This window comes from Arthrobacter sp. TB 23 (assembly GCF_000294595.1).
Classification (GTDB): Bacteria; Actinomycetota; Actinomycetes; order Actinomycetales; family Micrococcaceae; genus Arthrobacter_D.
In genome coordinates, this window is record NZ_ALPM01000080.1 from 1 (window position 1) to 17,884 (window position 17,884).

Below are 17,884 nucleotides of genomic sequence, written 5' to 3' on the forward strand. Positions count from 1 at the left end.
TTTGAGAACTCAATAGTGTGCCATGTTTGTTGATACCGATTGTTTTATTGATTGGTTGAATTTGGCTGCATGATGCTACCTCGGTGGTGTTGTGTGGTTGTTTTTGGCTGGTTTCGAATTTTGCGCGTGCCTGTTTACTGGTTTTTCCTGGTGGTGGGTGCGTGTCTGTAATGCATTTACGGAGAGTTTGATCCTGGCTCAGGATGAACGCTGGCGGCGTGCTTAACACATGCAAGTCGAACGATGATCCCAGCTTGCTGGGGGATTAGTGGCGAACGGGTGAGTAACACGTGAGTAACCTGCCCTTGACTCTGGGATAAGCCTGGGAAACCGGGTCTAATACTGGATATGACCTTCTGGCGCATGCCATGTTGGTGGAAAGCTTTATTGCGGTTTTGGATGGACTCGCGGCCTATCAGCTTGTTGGTGGGGTAATGGCCTACCAAGGCGACGACGGGTAGCCGGCCTGAGAGGGTGGACGGCCACACTGGGACTGAGACACGGCCCAGACTCCTACGGGAGGCAGCAGTGGGGAATATTGCACAATGGGCGCAAGCCTGATGCAGCGACGCCGCGTGGGGGATGAAGGCCTTCGGGTTGTAAACCTCTTTCAGTAGGGAAGAAGCGAAAGTGACGGTACCTGCAGAAGAAGCGCCGGCTAACTACGTGCCAGCAGCCGCGGTAATACGTAGGGCGCAAGCGTTATCCGGAATTATTGGGCGTAAAGAGCTCGTAGGCGGTTTGTCGCGTCTGCCGTGAAAGTCCGGGGCTTAACTCCGGATCTGCGGTGGGTACGGGCAGACTAGAGTGATGTAGGGGAGACTGGAATTCCTGGTGTAGCGGTGAAATGCGCAGATATCAGGAGGAACACCGATGGCGAAGGCAGGTCTCTGGGCATTAACTGACGCTGAGGAGCGAAAGCATGGGGAGCGAACAGGATTAGATACCCTGGTAGTCCATGCCGTAAACGTTGGGCACTAGGTGTGGGGGACATTCCACGTTTTCCGCGCCGTAGCTAACGCATTAAGTGCCCCGCCTGGGGAGTACGGCCGCAAGGCTAAAACTCAAAGGAATTGACGGGGGCCCGCACAAGCGGCGGAGCATGCGGATTAATTCGATGCAACGCGAAGAACCTTACCAAGGCTTGACATGAACTGGAACAGCGCAGAGATGTGTTGGCCGCTTGCGGCCGGTTTACAGGTGGTGCATGGTTGTCGTCAGCTCGTGTCGTGAGATGTTGGGTTAAGTCCCGCAACGAGCGCAACCCTCGTTCTATGTTGCCAGCGCGTTATGGCGGGGACTCATAGGAGACTGCCGGGGTCAACTCGGAGGAAGGTGGGGACGACGTCAAATCATCATGCCCCTTATGTCTTGGGCTTCACGCATGCTACAATGGCCGGTACAAAGGGTTGCGATACTGTGAGGTGGAGCTAATCCCAAAAAGCCGGTCTCAGTTCGGATTGAGGTCTGCAACTCGACCTCATGAAGTCGGAGTCGCTAGTAATCGCAGATCAGCAACGCTGCGGTGAATACGTTCCCGGGCCTTGTACACACCGCCCGTCAAGTCACGAAAGTTGGTAACACCCGAAGCCGGTGGCCTAACCCCCTTGTGGGGAGGGAGCTGTCGAAGGTGGGACCGGCGATTGGGACTAAGTCGTAACAAGGTAGCCGTACCGGAAGGTGCGGCTGGATCACCTCCTTTCTAAGGAGCACCTCGAATGACGCGCCGATCCTGTGTGGTTGGTGTGGGGTTCGTAGGAGTATGGCCTATTGCGCGGGCGTTTGTTCCGCGGTGGGCTGCTCAAGGGTGGAATATCAATGGATAGGTGCCTGGTGGCGCTGGCTGGTTGCAGAGTACGATCGCCTTTTGGTGGTGTGGAAATGGTTCTGGTTGGTGGTGATTGGGTTATCGTATGGCACACTGTTGGGTCCTGAAATAACAGGGCTCTGATTGTCGTGGACAAGTGTTCTGCTGGTTTGGTGCGTCGTTGTGGCGTGTCGGGTTGGTGGGGTGTTGTTTGTGGGGGTTGGGGTGCTGGGGTTTCTGGTTTTTCCCTGCCATGGCAGCGGGATCCTCGTGTTTGGGGGTTTTGGTTGGTGGTGTGGGGTTGTTGGTTGAGAACTGCATAGTGGACGAGAGCATCTTAAAAATAAGAAGCAATTTCAAAAAATCTTGGTTTCAGACTTTTAGTTTGATGCCATGGTTTTCTCGATATGTTTTTTGATCTTTTGTGGTCAAGTTTTTAAGGGCACACGGTGGATGCCTTGGCATCAAGAGCCGAAGAAGGACGTGGGAATCTGCGATAAGCCTGGGGGAGTCGATAACCGGACTGTGAGCCCAGGATTTCCGAATGGGGAAACCCCGCCTGGCCAGCGATGGACCGGGTGACCCGCATCTGAACACATAGGGTGCGTGGAGGGAACGTGGGGAAGTGAAACATCTCAGTACCCACAGGAAGAGAAAACAATAGTGATTCCGTTAGTAGTGGCGAGCGAACGCGGATGAGGCTAAACCAGTGGTGTGTGATAGCCGGCGGGCGTTGCATCACTGGGGTTGCGGGACTTTCCGTTCTGATTCTGCCGGATCAGTGAAATGAGTGCAGGCGTATAGGTGAACGGTCTTGAAAGGCCGGCCGGAGAGGGTGTAAGTCCCGTAACCGTAATGCGTGCTGCCGTTTGGAGAGTATCCCAAGTAGTACGGGGCCCGAGAAATCCCGTGCGAATCTGCCAGGACCACCTGGTAAGCCTAAATACTCCTTGATGACCGATAGCGGACAAGTACCGTGAGGGAAAGGTGAAAAGTACCCCGGGAGGGGAGTGAAACAGTACCTGAAACCGTGTGCCTACAATCCGTCAGAGCGTTGCCATCCTTTCGGGGGTGGTGGTGTGATGGCGTGCCTTTTGAAGAATGAGCCTGCGAGTTAGTGTTACGTCGCGAGGTTAACCCGTGTGGGGAAGCCGTAGCGAAAGCGAGTCTGAATAGGGCGAGTGAGTGGCGTGATCTAGACCCGAAGCGAAGTGATCTACCCATGGCCAGGTTGAAGCGACGGTAAGACGTCGTGGAGGACCGAACCCACTTCAGTTGAAAATGGAGGGGATGAGCTGTGGGTAGGGGTGAAAGGCCAATCAAACTTCGTGATAGCTGGTTCTCCCCGAAATGCATTTAGGTGCAGCGTTGCGTGTTTCTTACCGGAGGTAGAGCTACTGGATGGCTAATGGGCCCTACAAGGTTACTGACGTCAGCCAAACTCCGAATGCCGGTAAGTGAGAGCGCAGCAGTGAGACTGTGGGGGATAAGCTTCATAGTCGAGAGGGAAACAGCCCAGACCACCAACTAAGGCCCCTAAGCGTGTGCTAAGTGGGAAAGGATGTGGAGTTGCGAAGACAACCAGGAGGTTGGCTTAGAAGCAGCCATCCTTGAAAGAGTGCGTAATAGCTCACTGGTCAAGTGATTCCGCGCCGACAATGTAGCGGGGCTCAAGTACACCGCCGAAGTTGTGGATTTCAGATATTAGCTAAGCCGGAGACTTGTTCTCCTGAGTTCAGGCGTCTGGAGTGGTAGGGGAGCGTCGTGTGGGCGGTGAAGTCGCGGTGTAAACCAGCGGTGGAGCCTACACGAGTGAGAATGCAGGCATGAGTAGCGAAAGACGGGTGAGAAACCCGTCCGCCGAATGATCAAGGGTTCCAGGGTCAAGCTAATCTGCCCTGGGTAAGTCGGGACCTAAGGCGAGGCCGACAGGCGTAGTCGATGGACAACGGGTTGATATTCCCGTACCGGCGAAAAACCGCCCATACTGAGCAGGGGATACTAACCGCCCAATACCTGACTGCCCACCCTTCGGGGTGACGTGGTTTTTGGTGGAGCGCGGGACCTGATCCTGGGAGGTAAGCGTATTAACAGGTGTGACGCAGGAAGGTAGCCGGGCCGGGCGATGGTTGCCCCGGTCTAAGGATGTAGGAGGGACCATAGGCAAATCCGTGGTCCTGGTTTGGATACCGTCTCTGAGACCCGATGGGCCCCGTTATGCGGGGATCCGGTGATCCTATGCTGCCTAGAAAAGCATCGGCGCGAGGTTTTAGCCGCCCGTACCCCAAACCGACACAGGTGATCAGGTAGAGAATACTAAGGCGATCGAGAGAATTATGGTTAAGGAACTCGGCAAAATGCCCCCGTAACTTCGGGAGAAGGGGGGCCTCACCCGTGACCAACACTTGCTGTTGTGAGCGTTGTGGGGCCGCAGAGACCAGGGGGAAGCGACTGTTTACTAAAAACACAGGTCCGTGCGAAGTCGCAAGACGATGTATACGGACTGACTCCTGCCCGGTGCTGGAAGGTTAAGAGGACCGGTTAGTGCCCTTCGGGGTGCGAAGCTGGGAATTTAAGCCCCAGTAAACGGCGGTGGTAACTATAACCATCCTAAGGTAGCGAAATTCCTTGTCGGGTAAGTTCCGACCTGCACGAATGGAGTAACGACTTCCCCGCTGTCTCAACCATAAGCTCGGCGAAATTGCACTACGAGTAAAGATGCTCGTTACGCGCAGCAGGACGGAAAGACCCCGAGACCTTCACTATAGTTTGGTATTGGTGTTCGGTGTGGCTTGTGTAGGATAGGTGGGAGACTGTGAACCCTGGACGCTAGTTCAGGGGGAGTCATCGTTGAAATACCACTCTGGTCATACTGGATATCTAACTTCGGCCCGTAATCCGGGTCAGGGACAGTGCCTGATGGGTAGTTTAACTGGGGCGGTTGCCTCCTAAAAAGTAACGGAGGCGCCCAAAGGTTCCCTCAGCCTGGTTGGCAATCAGGTGTCGAGTGTAAGTGCACAAGGGAGCTTGACTGTGAGAGAGACATCTCAAGCAGGGACGAAAGTCGGGACTAGTGATCCGGCGGTACATTGTGGAATGGCCGTCGCTCAACGGATAAAAGGTACCTCGGGGATAACAGGCTGATCTTGCCCAAGAGTCCATATCGACGGCATGGTTTGGCACCTCGATGTCGGCTCGTCGCATCCTGGGGCTGGAGTAGGTCCCAAGGGTTGGGCTGTTCGCCCATTAAAGCGGTACGCGAGCTGGGTTTAGAACGTCGTGAGACAGTTCGGTCCCTATCCGCTGCGCGCGCAGGAAATTTGAGAAGGGCTGTCCTTAGTACGAGAGGACCGGGACGGACGAACCTCTGGTGTGTCAGTTGTACTGCCAAGTGCACCGCTGATTAGCTACGTTCGGATGGGATAACCGCTGAAAGCATCTAAGCGGGAAGCCTGCTTCGAGATGAGATTTCCATACACATTTGTGTGAGAGGCCCCCAGCCAGACCACTGGGTTGATAGGCCGGACGTGGAAGCAAGGACTAACGACTTGTGAAGCTGACCGGTACTAATAAGCCGATAACTTACACCACACACACCACCCGTGAACGGCATCAAAAGACGTTCACACCAAGGATGGTGTAAAGATATGCTGCTTTCGTCCACTATGCGGTTCCCAACCAACAACAGGAACCAAAAAACACAACACAATACAGGTATATACTGTTCAAGTTGTAACCAAAAAGACTTCCCACCCCACACGGCTCACACAGCCAGTGCAGGGGAACGGGTAAAAGGGTTACGGCGGTCACAGCGTGGGGGAAACGCCCGGTCCCATTCCGAACCCGGAAGCTAAGACCCACAGCGCCGATGGTACTGCACCCGAGAGAGTGTGGGAGAGTAGGACACCGCCGGACAACCATTAAACGAAAGGCCCCACCACCGGTGGGGCCTTTCGCACTTAACCACCACACCCCAAACACACCTGATGCAGGCCCTACAATGGGTAGGGCGGCGAAGGATGCCACCCACACAGATTCATAGAGAAACCGAACGGAAACCGCACCAGTGCCGGCTCCGTTTGTAATGAGAGGAACCGCGTAGCCATGGCCGACCAAGACCGCAATCACGGAGCGGACCGGGCAGACCGACGGCCCGATCGATCAGGTACCCAAGGCGGCCGGTCGGTTGGCAAGCAGAGCGACGCCCCCCGGAGCTCGGCCTCCCGCGATGATAGGGCGGGTGGGTATCGGGGAGCACGTCCGAACACCGGCGGGTCATCAGCCGGCCGCGGTGCCAGCCAGGGCAGGGGAAGCGGTCCACGTGACGAAAACCGTGGCGGCTCCGAGCGCGCCGAGAGTGGGAAGCGTTCCTTCAACGCCCGGGACCTCCGCAGCGCCAACCGTCCAGACCGCGAACGGTCCCCAAATATCGATGAGGATGTCACTGGCGCTGAACTGGATCGGGTGACCCGGGCGCAGATCCGCAACCTTGAAGAAAAGAGCGCCGAGTGGGTGGCCCGCCACCTCGTGATGGCGGGCCGTCTGCTTGAGGATGAGCCCGAACTGGCATTCCAGCACGCCCTGGCGGCCAGCCGCCGCGGTGGCAGGCTCGCCGTCGTGCGTGAAGCAGTGGGCCTGACCGCCTACGCTGCCGGACACTACGGTGAGGCGCTCCGTGAGTTCCGCACCTATCGCCGGATCAGCGGTTCGAACGACCACCTTCCGGTCATGGCCGACTGTGAACGTGGGCTGGGCCGCCCCGACCGCGCCCTTGATCTTGCTCAATCAGAGGAGGCCGAAGGGCTGAGTTCTGCGGGCAAGGTGGAACTGGCCATGGTGGTCTCCGGGGCTCGCTCAGACCTGTTGCAGCACGATGCCGCGGTCGCCGCACTGGAAATCAGCCAGCTCGACCGCAACCGTGCGTTCAGCTACAGCCCACGGCTGTTTCGCGCCTACGCTGAGGCCTTGGCGGCGGTTGGCCGTACCGCCGAAGCCGAACAGTGGCGCCGTCAGGCCGGGATCGCCGACAGCGCTCTCGGATTGGGCGAGTTCGCCGAGCCCGACATCGTTGATCTCGGCGGTGACGATGAGGAGGTCCCCGATGCCTCGGCCGCCCGTCGGCGGGTTGCTTCGGCTCCCACCGGCAGTCCCGGGACCACCTCGCTGACTGAACGCCGGCCGGGAACAGGCGACGCCCCCGCAGCCGACAGTGAGCCGGACACCGTCACTGAGTCGGACACCGTCACTGAGTCGGAGGACGAGCAGCGTCTCGAAGCGAAGTCGGCCGGTCAGGAAGCGGCGGAAGCGGCAGCCGCCCAGCAGTCCGTGGAAACGCCGGGCGCCCCCGATGACGTCCCCGAGGAGGAGGTGCGCCGCGCACCTGCCACCTGGCGTTCACTCAACCGGCCCGCTCCAATTCGCACCAGCCCCGAAGGCGGGCAGGACACCGAAAGGCACCATGACTGAGGCTTCCCTGATCTCGTCCTACGATGCACTCTTAGCTGATCTGGATGGTGTCGTCTACGCGGGACCCAACGCCATTCCTGGTGCGGTGGAGTCCCTGGAACGGCTAGCGGACATCGAAGTCGCCCTCGCCTACATCACCAACAACGCGTCCCGGTCAGCCGAACAGGTTGCAGCACACCTGCGCGAGCTGGGTGCTCCGGCGACGGCGGCCCAGGTGTTCGGGTCGGCGTTTGCCGGGGCTGAACTCCTGGCCACACTGGTGCCCGCCGGGTCGACCGTCCTGGTCACCGGCAGCCAGACCCTGGTCGACCAGGTCAAGGCGCAGGGTTTGGTCCCAGTCACCTCCGCTGAGCCAACTCCTGATGCAGTCATTCAGGGCTTCGACCCCAACCTGGGGTGGAAGGATCTGGCTGAGGCTGCCTACGCGGTGGCGGGTGGTGCGGTGTGGGTAGCAACCAACACGGACCTGTCCATTCCGCAGCTCCGCGGAATCGCCCCCGGCAACGGGTCGCTGGTCGCGGCGGTCACCGCCGCCACCGGCAGCACCCCCGCGGTCGCCGGCAAACCCGAAGCGGCGTTGTTCACCACTGCCGCCAAGCACCTCGGTGTCTCTCGCCCACTGGTGGTTGGAGACCGGCTCGATACCGACATTCTGGGCGGAAACCGTGCCCGGATGGACACTGCCCTGGTGCTCACCGGCGTCGACACGGTGCGGACGGCGCTGGCGGCTGTCGCCGGTCAGCGTCCCAAGTACCTCCTGGCCGACCTTGAGGGCCTCTACGAGCCGTACCCGGAAATCAGCCACAGCGACGGCGTGTACCGGTGCGGGGCGTCGTCGGCGATGGTCGACGACGGAACGGTCCACCTGACCGGGGACCTGGCGAACCTCGACACCTGGCGTGCCGCCTGCGGCGCCTGGTGGAGCGCCAATCCTGACCCTGCGACCGCCGCACTGCCCGCCCTGCAGTCCGCGGGCAGCCCGGTTCTCGCCGATTCCGCAGGTCGCTGATGACTGGCGCTGCCCCGAGTGTGCCGTCACCCGAAGGCAGCGTGGATCACGCTGCAATAGATGACGCCGCAATAGACGACGCTGAAATAGACCATGCCGCAACGGTTGGCGAGGGCCCGGACTTTCCCCGCAGGGCGGAGACCAGCGGGGACACCAGCGTGGATGGGCTGACCGCTCATCTGGCCGACATTCCGGGCCTCCCCATTGAGGACCACAACCGCCTGTACACGGGGCTCCATGACGGCCTGCTTGCCGAGCTCAACGCTGATCCGCCCAAAGCCCATGACGCGCCTTGACCAGGCTCTGGTGGCCCGAGGGCTGGCACGGTCCAGGTCGCACGCCGCCCAGCTCATCGCCGCCGGCCGGGTGCGCCGCGCCGGCGTCATCCAGGCCAAGGCCGCCAGTAAGGTCCAGGATTTTGAGGAGCTGGCAGTCGACGACGGCGGTGCCCCCGACTTCGTCAGCCGTGCCGGGGTGAAACTTGACGGGGCGCTGCGGTCTTTCACCGGGGTCGCTGTGGAGGGGAAACGGTGCCTCGACGCTGGCGCCTCCACGGGCGGCTTCACCGAGGTGCTCCTGCGCGCTGGCGCCTCCCGTGTGGCAGCCGTCGACGTCGGGCACGGCCAGCTCGTTGCGGACCTGCGCCGGGACCCACGGGTCGACGTCGTCGAGGGGCTAAACGTGCGTCAGCTGGAGCCCGACGCCATCGGAGGCCAGGTCGATCTGACGGTCGCGGACCTGTCCTTCATTTCCCTCACCCTGGTGCTGCTCCCACTCGCCCTAGCCACCAAACCCGGCGGTGACATGGTGCTGCTCATCAAACCCCAGTTCGAAGTGGGCAAGGGAAAACTGAACTCCAGCGGGGTGGTGGCGACCGAACCGGAAAGGCGCCGCGCCGTCGGACAGGTGATCTGGAGCGCCCTGGCCCACGGACTGACCGTGTCGGGGTTGATTCGCAGTCAACTACCGGGTCAGGACGGAAATGTTGAGTTCTTTGTGTGGATAACAGTGCCGACCGGCCCGATGGTGCCTAGGATCGAAGGGGAGCTTGATCGCATGACCCGGCAGGTGCTGGACTCCAGCACTGCTTTTACTGATGCCCGGCTAGTTACCGGCACGCCAGACGGCGCACGGGATACGACGGAGCTTCAATGACACGACGGATACTGGTCCTTGCCCACACCGGGCGGCACGACGCGATGGCGGCTGCCCAGGAAGCCTGTACGCAGCTACACCAGTCAGGGTTGGTCCCCGTCATGCGGGATGAGGAACTGAAGGACATCCAGGACGAGTACGGGGTGCTCACCGCGCCCACCGAAACCCTCGGCGTCGACGTCGGACTCGACGAGGTTGAGCTGGGGATGGTCCTGGGCGGCGATGGGACCATTCTCCGCGCCGCAGAACTGGTCCGCGGCTCCGAAGTCCCCCTTCTCGGCGTCAACCTCGGGCACGTCGGGTTCCTCGCCGAAAGTGAACGGGCCGACCTCACCGAGACGGTGCGCCGGGTGGTGGACCGTGATTACACCGTCGAAGAGCGGATGACCATCGACGTCCAGGTGTGGCGCGGTGACGTCCTCGCAGCCCAGACCTGGGCGCTGAACGAGGCGGCCGTCGAGAAGGCCAGCCGCGAACGGATGATCGAGGTGGTGATGGAGGTTGACGGGCGACCCCTCAGCTCGTTCGGGTGTGACGGTGTGGTGATGGCAACACCCACGGGGTCGACCGCCTACGCCTTCTCCTCCGGCGGACCCGTGGTCTGGCCCGAGGTGGAAGCCCTGCTGATGGCGCCGATCAGTGCCCACGCCCTCTTCACCAAACCACTGGTGATCGCGCCGACGTCGGTCCTCGCCGTGGAGATCCTCACCCGCACCGACGCGGCGGGCGTCCTGTGGTGCGACGGGCGGCGCACCGTCGACCTGCCGCCCGGCGCCCGGGTGGAAGTCCGCCGTGCAGCTACCCCGGTCCGGTTGGCTCGCACCCAACTCACCCCCTTCTCCGAGCGACTCGTGAAGAAGTTCTCGCTCCCCACCCAGGGCTGGCGTGGCCCGACCAGTCATGCAGGAGGTACCGGCCAGTGATCGAAGAAATCCGCATCCGCGACCTTGGCGTCATCACCGATGCCACACTGCACCTGGGCGGCGGTTTCACCGTGGTGACCGGTGAAACCGGTGCCGGCAAGACGATGGTGATCACCGCTCTGGGGTTGCTGCTCGGCGCGCGGGCCGACGCCGGTGCCGTACGTCTCGGAGCGAAAGCCGCTTCGGCCGAGGCGGTCCTCCGGATCGCCCCGCACAGCACCGCCGCACTGCGTGCCGCGGAAGCGGGCGGGGAATTGGACGAGTCGGAGGGCTCGGCTGAGCTGATCGTCGCACGCACCGTCAATGGTGATGGACGGAGTCGCGCGTACGTCGGCGGCAGGTCAGCCCCAGCGGGGGTGCTCGCTGAGCTGGGATCGGCGCTGGTGGTAGTCCACGGCCAGTCCGATCAGCTACGCCTGAAAACCACTGCGGCCCAGCGGGAAGCGCTGGACAAATTCGCGGGGGCCCCACTGGCTGAGGTGCTGGGACGCTATCAGGTGAGTTACCGTCGCCTGCAGGAGGCGGCCGCCGAGCTGGAGCAACTCCTGACCGACTCGCGGGAGCGGGTCAGGGAGGCCGAATCACTGCAGGCCGCGCTCGAGGAAATTGACGCCGTCGCACCGCAGCCGGGTGAGGATGACAACCTGAAGGCGGAGTCCATCCGTCTGGGCCACGTCGAGGAGCTTCGGACCGCGGCGTTCAAAGCCCACCAGGCGCTCGTCTCGGGTGAATTCGCCGACGACCAGGACGCCACAGTGCTCGTGGATGCCGCCAAACGCCAACTGGAATCGGCGGGGGACCATGACCCAGCCCTGGCCGCGCTGGCTGGGCGACTCGCCGAAGTGGGCTACATCCTCACCGATATTTCAACCGAACTGTCGGGCTATAGCGCCTCCCTCGACAGCGACGGACCCGGCCGACTGGCCGAAGTCGAATCGCGACGGGCCGAACTGGCCGTCCTCATCCGCAAGTACGCGCCCAGCATCGACGAGGTGCTTGACTGGGCTGCGGCCGGGCAGCTCCGGCTCGGTGAGCTAGGCGACGACTCCACCCGGATCGAGGCGCTGGGGGAGGAGATTGCCGCCCTTGAGCAGACGGTGGGTGCGCAGGCCGAGGAACTCACCGCCCTGCGCACCGCCGCCGCCGCCACGCTCGCGGAGCGGGTCACCGACGAACTGTCGGCACTCGCCATGGCGGCGGCCAGCCTGGTCATCGACGTGACGGCAGGGGAGCGCACCCTGTTCGGCGCCGACTCGATCGCGTTCCTCCTACAGCCACACCCCGGCTCGGCCGCGCGGCCGCTGGGGAAGGGCGCGTCGGGCGGTGAACTCTCCCGGGTGATGCTCGCAATCGAGGTGGTGCTGGCCGCCGTCGACCCCGTACCGACCTTCGTGTTCGACGAGGTGGACGCGGGAGTGGGCGGCAAAGCGGCGGTGGAAATCGGGCGACGACTCGCCATGCTCGCCGAACACGTCCAGGTGATTGTGGTCACCCATCTGCCCCAGGTGGCGGCGTTCGCGTCCCAACACATCAGGGTGACCAAGAACGTGTCGGCGACCGCTGCCGGCGACGGTGTCACGGCCAGCGACGTCGAAGTCCTGCCCGAAGCGGAGCGGGTGCGGGAGCTGGCACGCATGCTTGCCGGGCAGGAGGAGTCGGCGTCGGCCCAGGCACACGCCGAGGAACTGCTCGCAGACGCAGCGCGGACCGCCTCGAAGTGCTAGGCTCGAACTCCGTGGTGCAATCAACAAATTCCCGGTTCCAGAAGTCCGCCAAGACTACCAAGCACGTCTTCGTGACGGGTGGCGTAGCCTCCTCCCTCGGGAAGGGACTCACCGCTTCAAGCCTCGGTCATCTTCTCCGTGCGCGTGGCTTATCAGTCACGATGCAGAAGCTCGACCCGTATCTCAACGTGGACCCGGGCACCATGAACCCGTTCCAGCACGGCGAGGTCTTCGTGACCGACGACGGCGCTGAAACGGACCTCGACATCGGCCACTACGAGCGTTTCCTCGATGAAAGCCTCGACGGCTCGGCGAACGTCACGACCGGCCAGATCTACTCGACGGTCATCGCCAAGGAACGCCGCGGCGAATACCTCGGCGACACTGTCCAGGTCATCCCGCACATCACCGACGAGATCAAGCGCCGGATGCGGTTGCCTTCCGAACCCGTCGAAGCCAAGAAGGCGCCCGACGTCATCATCACCGAGATCGGTGGCACCGTCGGCGACATTGAGTCGCAGCCGTTCCTCGAGGCGGCCCGCCAGGTACGCCAGGACATTGGCCGCAACAACGTGTTCTTCCTGCACGTCTCCCTGGTGCCCTACATCGGCCCCTCCCAGGAACTGAAAACGAAGCCAACCCAGCACTCGGTGGCGATGCTCCGATCCATCGGCATCCAGCCGGATGCCATCGTGATCCGCTCGGACCGCGAAATTCCGGACGCCATGCGGGAAAAGATCGGTCGCATGTGCGACGTCGACGTCGACGCCGTCGTCAATGCCGCCGACGCCGCGAGCATCTACGACATTCCGAAGACCCTGCACGCACAGGGCCTCGACGCGTACATTGTGCAGGCCCTTGACCTGAAGTTCAAGGACGTCAACTGGACCAAGTGGAACAAACTTCTCGACGCCGTCCACCACCCCAAACACACTGTCGAAATTGCCCTGGTGGGCAAGTACATCGACCTGCCGGACGCCTACCTGTCGGTGACTGAGGCGCTGCGCGCTGGCGGTTTCGCCAACAAGTCCAAGGTGATCATCCGCTGGGTGCCCTCGGACGACTGCGACACCCCCGAAGGAGCGGCGCAGGCCCTCGACGGAGCCGACGCCATCTGCGTGCCGGGTGGCTTCGGTATCCGCGGCCTCGAAGGCAAACTCGGTGCCCTCAAATACGCCCGAGAAAACTCGGTCCCCACGCTGGGACTCTGCCTCGGGTTGCAGTGCATGGTCATCGAATACGCCCGCAACGTGGTGGGCCTTGAGGGCGCATCCTCGAGTGAGTTTGATCCCGACACCGAGTTCCCGGTCATCGCGACCATGGCCGAGCAGTTGCACATTGTCGACGGCGACGGCGACATGGGCGGCACCATGCGCCTGGGCCTGTGGGAGGCGAAGCTCGACGAAGGTTCAGTGGTGGCCCGCACCTACGGGAAAACCACTGTCAGCGAACGCCACCGCCACCGCTACGAGGTCAACAATGACTTCCGCGAGCAGATCTCGGCCGCCGGCATGGTGTTCTCCGGAACGTCCCCCGACGGCAAGCTGGTCGAGTTTGTTGAACTGCCAAAGAGCGTCCACCCGTACTATGTGGCCACCCAGGCGCACCCCGAGCTGAGCTCACGCCCCACCCGGCCGCACCCGCTGTTCGCCGGACTGGTAAAGGCTGCACTGCTCCGCCGCGGGGTCAAGGCCTAACATGAGCCAGGGGGCGGACGTGGACGAATCGGCGCAGCCGCTGGGTGACCAGCAGAGCCCGCGGCGTTTGCTGGACTCCACGGTGGTCTACGAGGGCAGGATCTGGAACGTCGTCAGCGACACGTTCTCCCTCACCGATGACGGCCACGGCGAACCGCTGGTGCGCGACTATATCGAGCATCCCGGTGCTGTGGCGGTATTGGCCCTGAACGACGCCGGGCAGGTGCTGTTGATCAACCAGTACCGCCACCCGGTGCGGATGACGCTCTGGGAAATCCCGGCGGGCCTGCTCGATGTTCCTGATGAGGACTTTGTGGCGGCTGCAGCGCGGGAGCTCGCCGAGGAGGCGGACCTCACTGCTGAGCGGTGGAACGTCCTGACCGACCTGTTCCTGTCACCCGGGTCCTCCAGTGAAGCGTTGCGTATCTATCTGGCGCGGGGCGTCGCGGAGATCCACCCTGATGCGCGCCACGAACGCACCCACGAGGAAGCCGAAATTGAGCTGGCGTGGGTTGACCTGGATGAGGCAGTCGCCGCCGTCCTGGCCGGGAGGATCCACAGTCCTTCGGCAATCGCAGCGATTCTCGCCGCGTCAGTGGCACGGAACTCCGGCTACGAACAGCTGCGACCCGCAGACGAGCCCTGGCCTGAGCACTCCAGCCAGCACCACACCTGGCCCAACGGATCGGTCCTGAAGGGCTGACGATGGCGGTTCCTGCAACGAGGACCGCAGTGGACGAGCTGCGGGAAACCGGCCCCGGACGGCTCATGAGCGAATACCTTCAGCACATGGCAGTGGAGCGTGGCCTGTCGGTCAACACCCTTGCCGCGTACCGGCGTGACCTGTTGAGGTATCACCGGTTTCTGGCTGCCCGTTCAGTCACCGACGTGCAGCGGATCACCCGGCATGACATCTCGGCGTTCGCGCAGGCCCTGTCCACCGGTTCTGATGGCCTCGCCCCGTTGAGTCCGCGGTCCGCCGCGCGCACCGTGGTCGCGGTCCGTGGCCTGCACCGGTTCTGGGCCCTGGAGGGCATCTGTACCGCCGATCCCGCCCACGACATTCACCCTCCCATCGCCGGTAAGCGGCTCCCGAAAGCCATTTCGGTCGATGAGGTGACCCGCATCCTCGAGGCCGTGAACACGGACACCCCGGGTGGACAGCGGGACCGGGCGCTGCTGGAATTCCTGTACTCCACCGGCTCCCGGATCAGTGAGGCGGTCGGGCTCGACGTCGACGACGTGTCGGTGGATGCGGCTCTGAAGGGCCCCGCCGTCGTCCGCTTGTTCGGCAAGGGGTCCAAGGAACGGATGGTGCCGTTGGGATCGTACGCGGCGAAGGCCATTGACTCCTACCTGGTCCGGGCCCGGCCAGCCCTGTCCGCCAACGGTCGGGGTAACCCGGCACTGTTCCTGAACCTGCGCGGTGGGCGACTGAGCCGGCAGAGTGCGTGGACCATCCTGAAGTCGGCGGCCGAGAAAGCCGGTGTGACCCGCGAGGTGTCGCCGCACACCCTGCGGCACTCCTTCGCGACCCACTTACTGGAAGGCGGCGCTGATGTGCGGGTGGTGCAGGAACTGCTCGGCCACGCTTCGGTCACCACCACCCAGGTGTACACCCTGGTTACTGCGGATACCCTCCGCGAGGTATATGCTGCTGCGCATCCACGCGCTCTCTGATCCGCGGAGGTCGATGTAACCTCAGCGAGCCAGCTGGAAACTAACGGTGCATGAACAGGTTACTCACTCCAGGGGGGCCAATGTTGCAGCATGACGAAGGATATTTTGCCGCAATCCACAGGGAGCATCGCCCGCGCGTCTTCAACTACATTCACCGCAGGGTCAACAGCCGCGAAGCCGCTGATGAGCTGACCAACGACGTGTTCCGCGTCGCCTGGCAACGCAACCCGGATCCTGCAGATCTGACCATCGCCTGGCTGCTGGCCGTCGCCCACCACCTGATCGGTAACGAGTACCGGCGGCGGGAGCGCTCCGAGCAGCTCATGCAACGGATTCGTTCCACAGCGGTCCTGCAATCGAGAACCGCGCAAGGCGCCCAGCAGCACACGGTTGCCGAGGCCCTCCTCGGGTTGCGGGACAAGGAACGGGAAATCCTGCTGCTCGCCTACTGGGATGACCTGAGTGTGGCGGATATCGCCCAGGTACTGGCCTGCAGCCCATCCGCCGCAAAAGTCCGCCTGCACCGGGCACGCAAGGCGGTCGCCGCCCTGCTGCCCACCGCCTTGATGGCCGAGGGAGTTGCCTGAAATGGACCGCATCGAAAACCTGATCCGGGGACTGGACCCGGTCCGTGCTGAGGGCCGGGCGAATGGAGCTTCCGAATCCCAGCCGGCTTCGGAAGCGGACGAAGACGCCGGGGTGTTCAGCGACGACCGCCCAGTGGTGGTGCCGTTGGCGCGGCGGCGAACCGTCGTCCTCGTGCTTGCCGGTGCCGCTGCGGCAGCGGCTGTGGCCGGCGCGATCGTGGTGGGCAGCTCCATGGGTGTCCAGGGTCCGTTGCCGGCGGGCACCACTGATCCGGAGCCCGCCCCGAAGCCGACGACGGTGGGCGAGGGCACCGCCGATCCCGCCCCTGAGCCGACGGCCGTGCCTACCGGGCCTCCCGCCGACGTCGGGTGCCAGCCACAAGATGTTGACCGGCTGATGGAACAGGGCAGCGACTTCGCCTCCTACACCCCTTGGACCACGAATCCCCAGTACTACCCGGTGATCGGGTGTACCGACGAGTGGATGTCGATGGAGCTGACCGAGGAAGGGTACGCGGTCGAGGGCAAGGACGGGGGCAACGCCTGGTTCTACATCGCCCAGCGCGTCAACGGCCAATGGGTCATTGACCTCGACACCTACGGCGCGATTCTCCGGTGGGAGTTCCTCATGGAGGACCCCAACGGGACACCCCAGGAACTGATGGACCAGCGATTCATCGAGGCGGGCATCCCGGTGGAACTGCGGGAAGAGCTGGTCGGAGCCGGTCCCACCGCTGATGAACTGGTGCGGGGCCTTGACGCACCGGAGCTGGGCCTGTCCTACAGGATTCCGCTGGGCTGGGGGATTGTTGACGTGGCTGATGGGTACAACCTTGTCGACACCACGGGGAACGTTGTTTCCACGCTTATGCGGTCACGGGAGTCGGGAATTGGCGGGGCATGCTCGGAGCCCCCGGTGCCGTGGCGGGAAGTGCGGTCGGTTCCGGTCTCCATCGATACGCCCGCCGGCCCGGTCGACGCCAGGTTTGTGCTCCGGGTATTCACCGGCGATCGACTCGTCGGCACCACGGCGCTGGTGTTGTCCACCGACCCCACCTCGGGTGAGGCCTGCATGCTCTATAACGTCATCTCGAATGCCGAGGTCGGCTTGCTGTCCCTGACAAACAACTTCCAGCTCTCACCGTACGAGGTGGGTCGGGAGTTCGCATCCCTGGCGGAAGCTGAAGAGTATGCCGGGTCGGCGGAGTTCGACGCCCTGGCGGCTATCGCCGATTCGATAATCATCACCGACTAGCCACCCCTTAGGCCGGGGAGTTCGGTCTGACGACTCAGGTCCGCCCTGAGTCGCCAGACCTCACGGTTCGGTGGCGGTTGAGACGGCTACACTTGGGCCTCATGAGCCCCCGCCCCGTCGTCTTGTGCTTCCTGTTCCGTGACACGGAATCGGGAAGCGAAGTACTGCTCGGGCTCAAGAAGACGGGGTTCGGCGCCGGGCGGATTGTTACCCTCGGCGGGGGAGTCGAACCCGGCGAAACCGCGCCCCAGGCAGCGGTGCGGGAAGTCGCGGAGGAATCCGGCGTCGTCGTCGGCGTGGCCCAACTGACCCAGCTGGGGCGGATCCGTTGGCGGTTCCCAGCCCAGCCCGCCGCCGACATGGACGCAGCGATCTTCACCGCCGTCGAGTGGACCGGAACTCCGCAGCCCACCGCCGAGGTGGACCCCGCCTGGTATCCCGTCGATGACCTGCCGTGGGATGGCATGTGGGACGACGCACGGCACTGGCTGGGGTCGGTGATCGCCGGCGAACAACTGGACGTGCTCGTTACCCTTAATCCGGACAACAAGACGGTCCTCAGCGCAATCTTCGCCTAGACA

Annotated in this window: 12 protein-coding genes and 3 rRNA genes; all 15 read left to right on the forward strand. The window is 62.8% G+C overall.

Features of this window, described 5'->3' with window-relative positions:
• Positions 1 to 175 precede the first annotated feature (175 nt).
• The 15 genes from B384_RS0112015 (at position 176) to B384_RS0112085 (ending at position 17,881) form a co-directional block, all read left to right on the forward strand.
• Positions 176 to 1,702 (forward strand): 16S ribosomal RNA (locus B384_RS0112015).
• Between the two features lie 531 nt (positions 1,703 to 2,233).
• Positions 2,234 to 5,398: ribosomal RNA gene (locus tag B384_RS0112020) — 23S ribosomal RNA — on the forward strand.
• 207 nt (positions 5,399 to 5,605) lie between these two features.
• Positions 5,606 to 5,722: ribosomal RNA gene (gene rrf / locus B384_RS0112025) — 5S ribosomal RNA — on the forward strand.
• Together the 16S, 23S and 5S rRNA genes form the textbook arrangement of a ribosomal RNA operon.
• Positions 5,723 to 5,911: 189 nt before the next feature.
• Positions 5,912 to 7,273, forward strand: coding sequence for a hypothetical protein (locus B384_RS21130; RefSeq protein ID WP_019483353.1), 1,362 nt, complete (start codon positions 5,912 to 5,914; stop codon positions 7,271 to 7,273).
• Complete coding sequence (locus tag B384_RS0112035; RefSeq protein WP_019483354.1) at positions 7,266 to 8,282, forward strand: HAD-IIA family hydrolase; 1,017 nt, start codon at positions 7,266 to 7,268, stop codon at positions 8,280 to 8,282. The genes B384_RS21130 and B384_RS0112035 overlap by 8 nt, the downstream gene beginning before the upstream one ends.
• Positions 8,282 to 8,578, forward strand: a complete 297-nt coding sequence (locus B384_RS20635) for a hypothetical protein (RefSeq protein ID WP_156809085.1) — start codon at positions 8,282 to 8,284, stop codon at positions 8,576 to 8,578. The genes B384_RS0112035 and B384_RS20635 overlap by 1 nt, the downstream gene beginning before the upstream one ends.
• Positions 8,565 to 9,437, forward strand: coding sequence for a TlyA family RNA methyltransferase (locus B384_RS0112045; protein WP_019483356.1), 873 nt, complete (start codon positions 8,565 to 8,567; stop codon positions 9,435 to 9,437). Before B384_RS20635 ends, B384_RS0112045 begins: the two co-directional genes overlap by 14 nt.
• Positions 9,434 to 10,360 (forward strand): NAD kinase, encoded by a 927-nt coding sequence (locus B384_RS0112050; protein WP_019483357.1) that lies wholly within the window; start codon positions 9,434 to 9,436, stop codon positions 10,358 to 10,360. Before B384_RS0112045 ends, B384_RS0112050 begins: the two co-directional genes overlap by 4 nt.
• On the forward strand, positions 10,357 to 12,084 hold the full coding sequence (recN, locus tag B384_RS0112055; RefSeq protein ID WP_019483358.1) for a DNA repair protein RecN: 1,728 nt from the start codon (positions 10,357 to 10,359) through the stop codon (positions 12,082 to 12,084). The genes B384_RS0112050 and recN overlap by 4 nt, the downstream gene beginning before the upstream one ends.
• Positions 12,078 to 13,781 (forward strand): CTP synthase, encoded by a 1,704-nt coding sequence (locus tag B384_RS0112060; protein WP_019483359.1) that lies wholly within the window; start codon positions 12,078 to 12,080, stop codon positions 13,779 to 13,781. Before recN ends, B384_RS0112060 begins: the two co-directional genes overlap by 7 nt.
• A gap of 1 nt (position 13,782) precedes the next feature.
• Positions 13,783 to 14,484: an NUDIX domain-containing protein gene (locus tag B384_RS18795; protein WP_050994977.1), complete on the forward strand. Its 702-nt coding sequence runs from the start codon at positions 13,783 to 13,785 to the stop codon at positions 14,482 to 14,484.
• 2 nt (positions 14,485 to 14,486) lie between these two features.
• On the forward strand, positions 14,487 to 15,461 hold the full coding sequence (gene xerD / locus B384_RS0112070) for a site-specific tyrosine recombinase XerD (RefSeq protein WP_019483361.1): 975 nt from the start codon (positions 14,487 to 14,489) through the stop codon (positions 15,459 to 15,461).
• Positions 15,462 to 15,541: 80 nt separating this feature from the next.
• Positions 15,542 to 16,048, forward strand: coding sequence for an RNA polymerase sigma factor (locus B384_RS0112075; RefSeq protein ID WP_019483362.1), 507 nt, complete (start codon positions 15,542 to 15,544; stop codon positions 16,046 to 16,048).
• A 1-nt stretch (position 16,049) separates the two neighbouring features.
• Complete coding sequence (locus tag B384_RS0112080; RefSeq protein WP_019483363.1) at positions 16,050 to 17,303, forward strand: hypothetical protein; 1,254 nt, start codon at positions 16,050 to 16,052, stop codon at positions 17,301 to 17,303.
• Positions 17,304 to 17,404: 101 nt separating this feature from the next.
• Positions 17,405 to 17,881 (forward strand): 8-oxo-dGTP diphosphatase, encoded by a 477-nt coding sequence (locus B384_RS0112085; RefSeq protein WP_019483364.1) that lies wholly within the window; start codon positions 17,405 to 17,407, stop codon positions 17,879 to 17,881.
• Positions 17,882 to 17,884 lie beyond the last annotated feature (3 nt).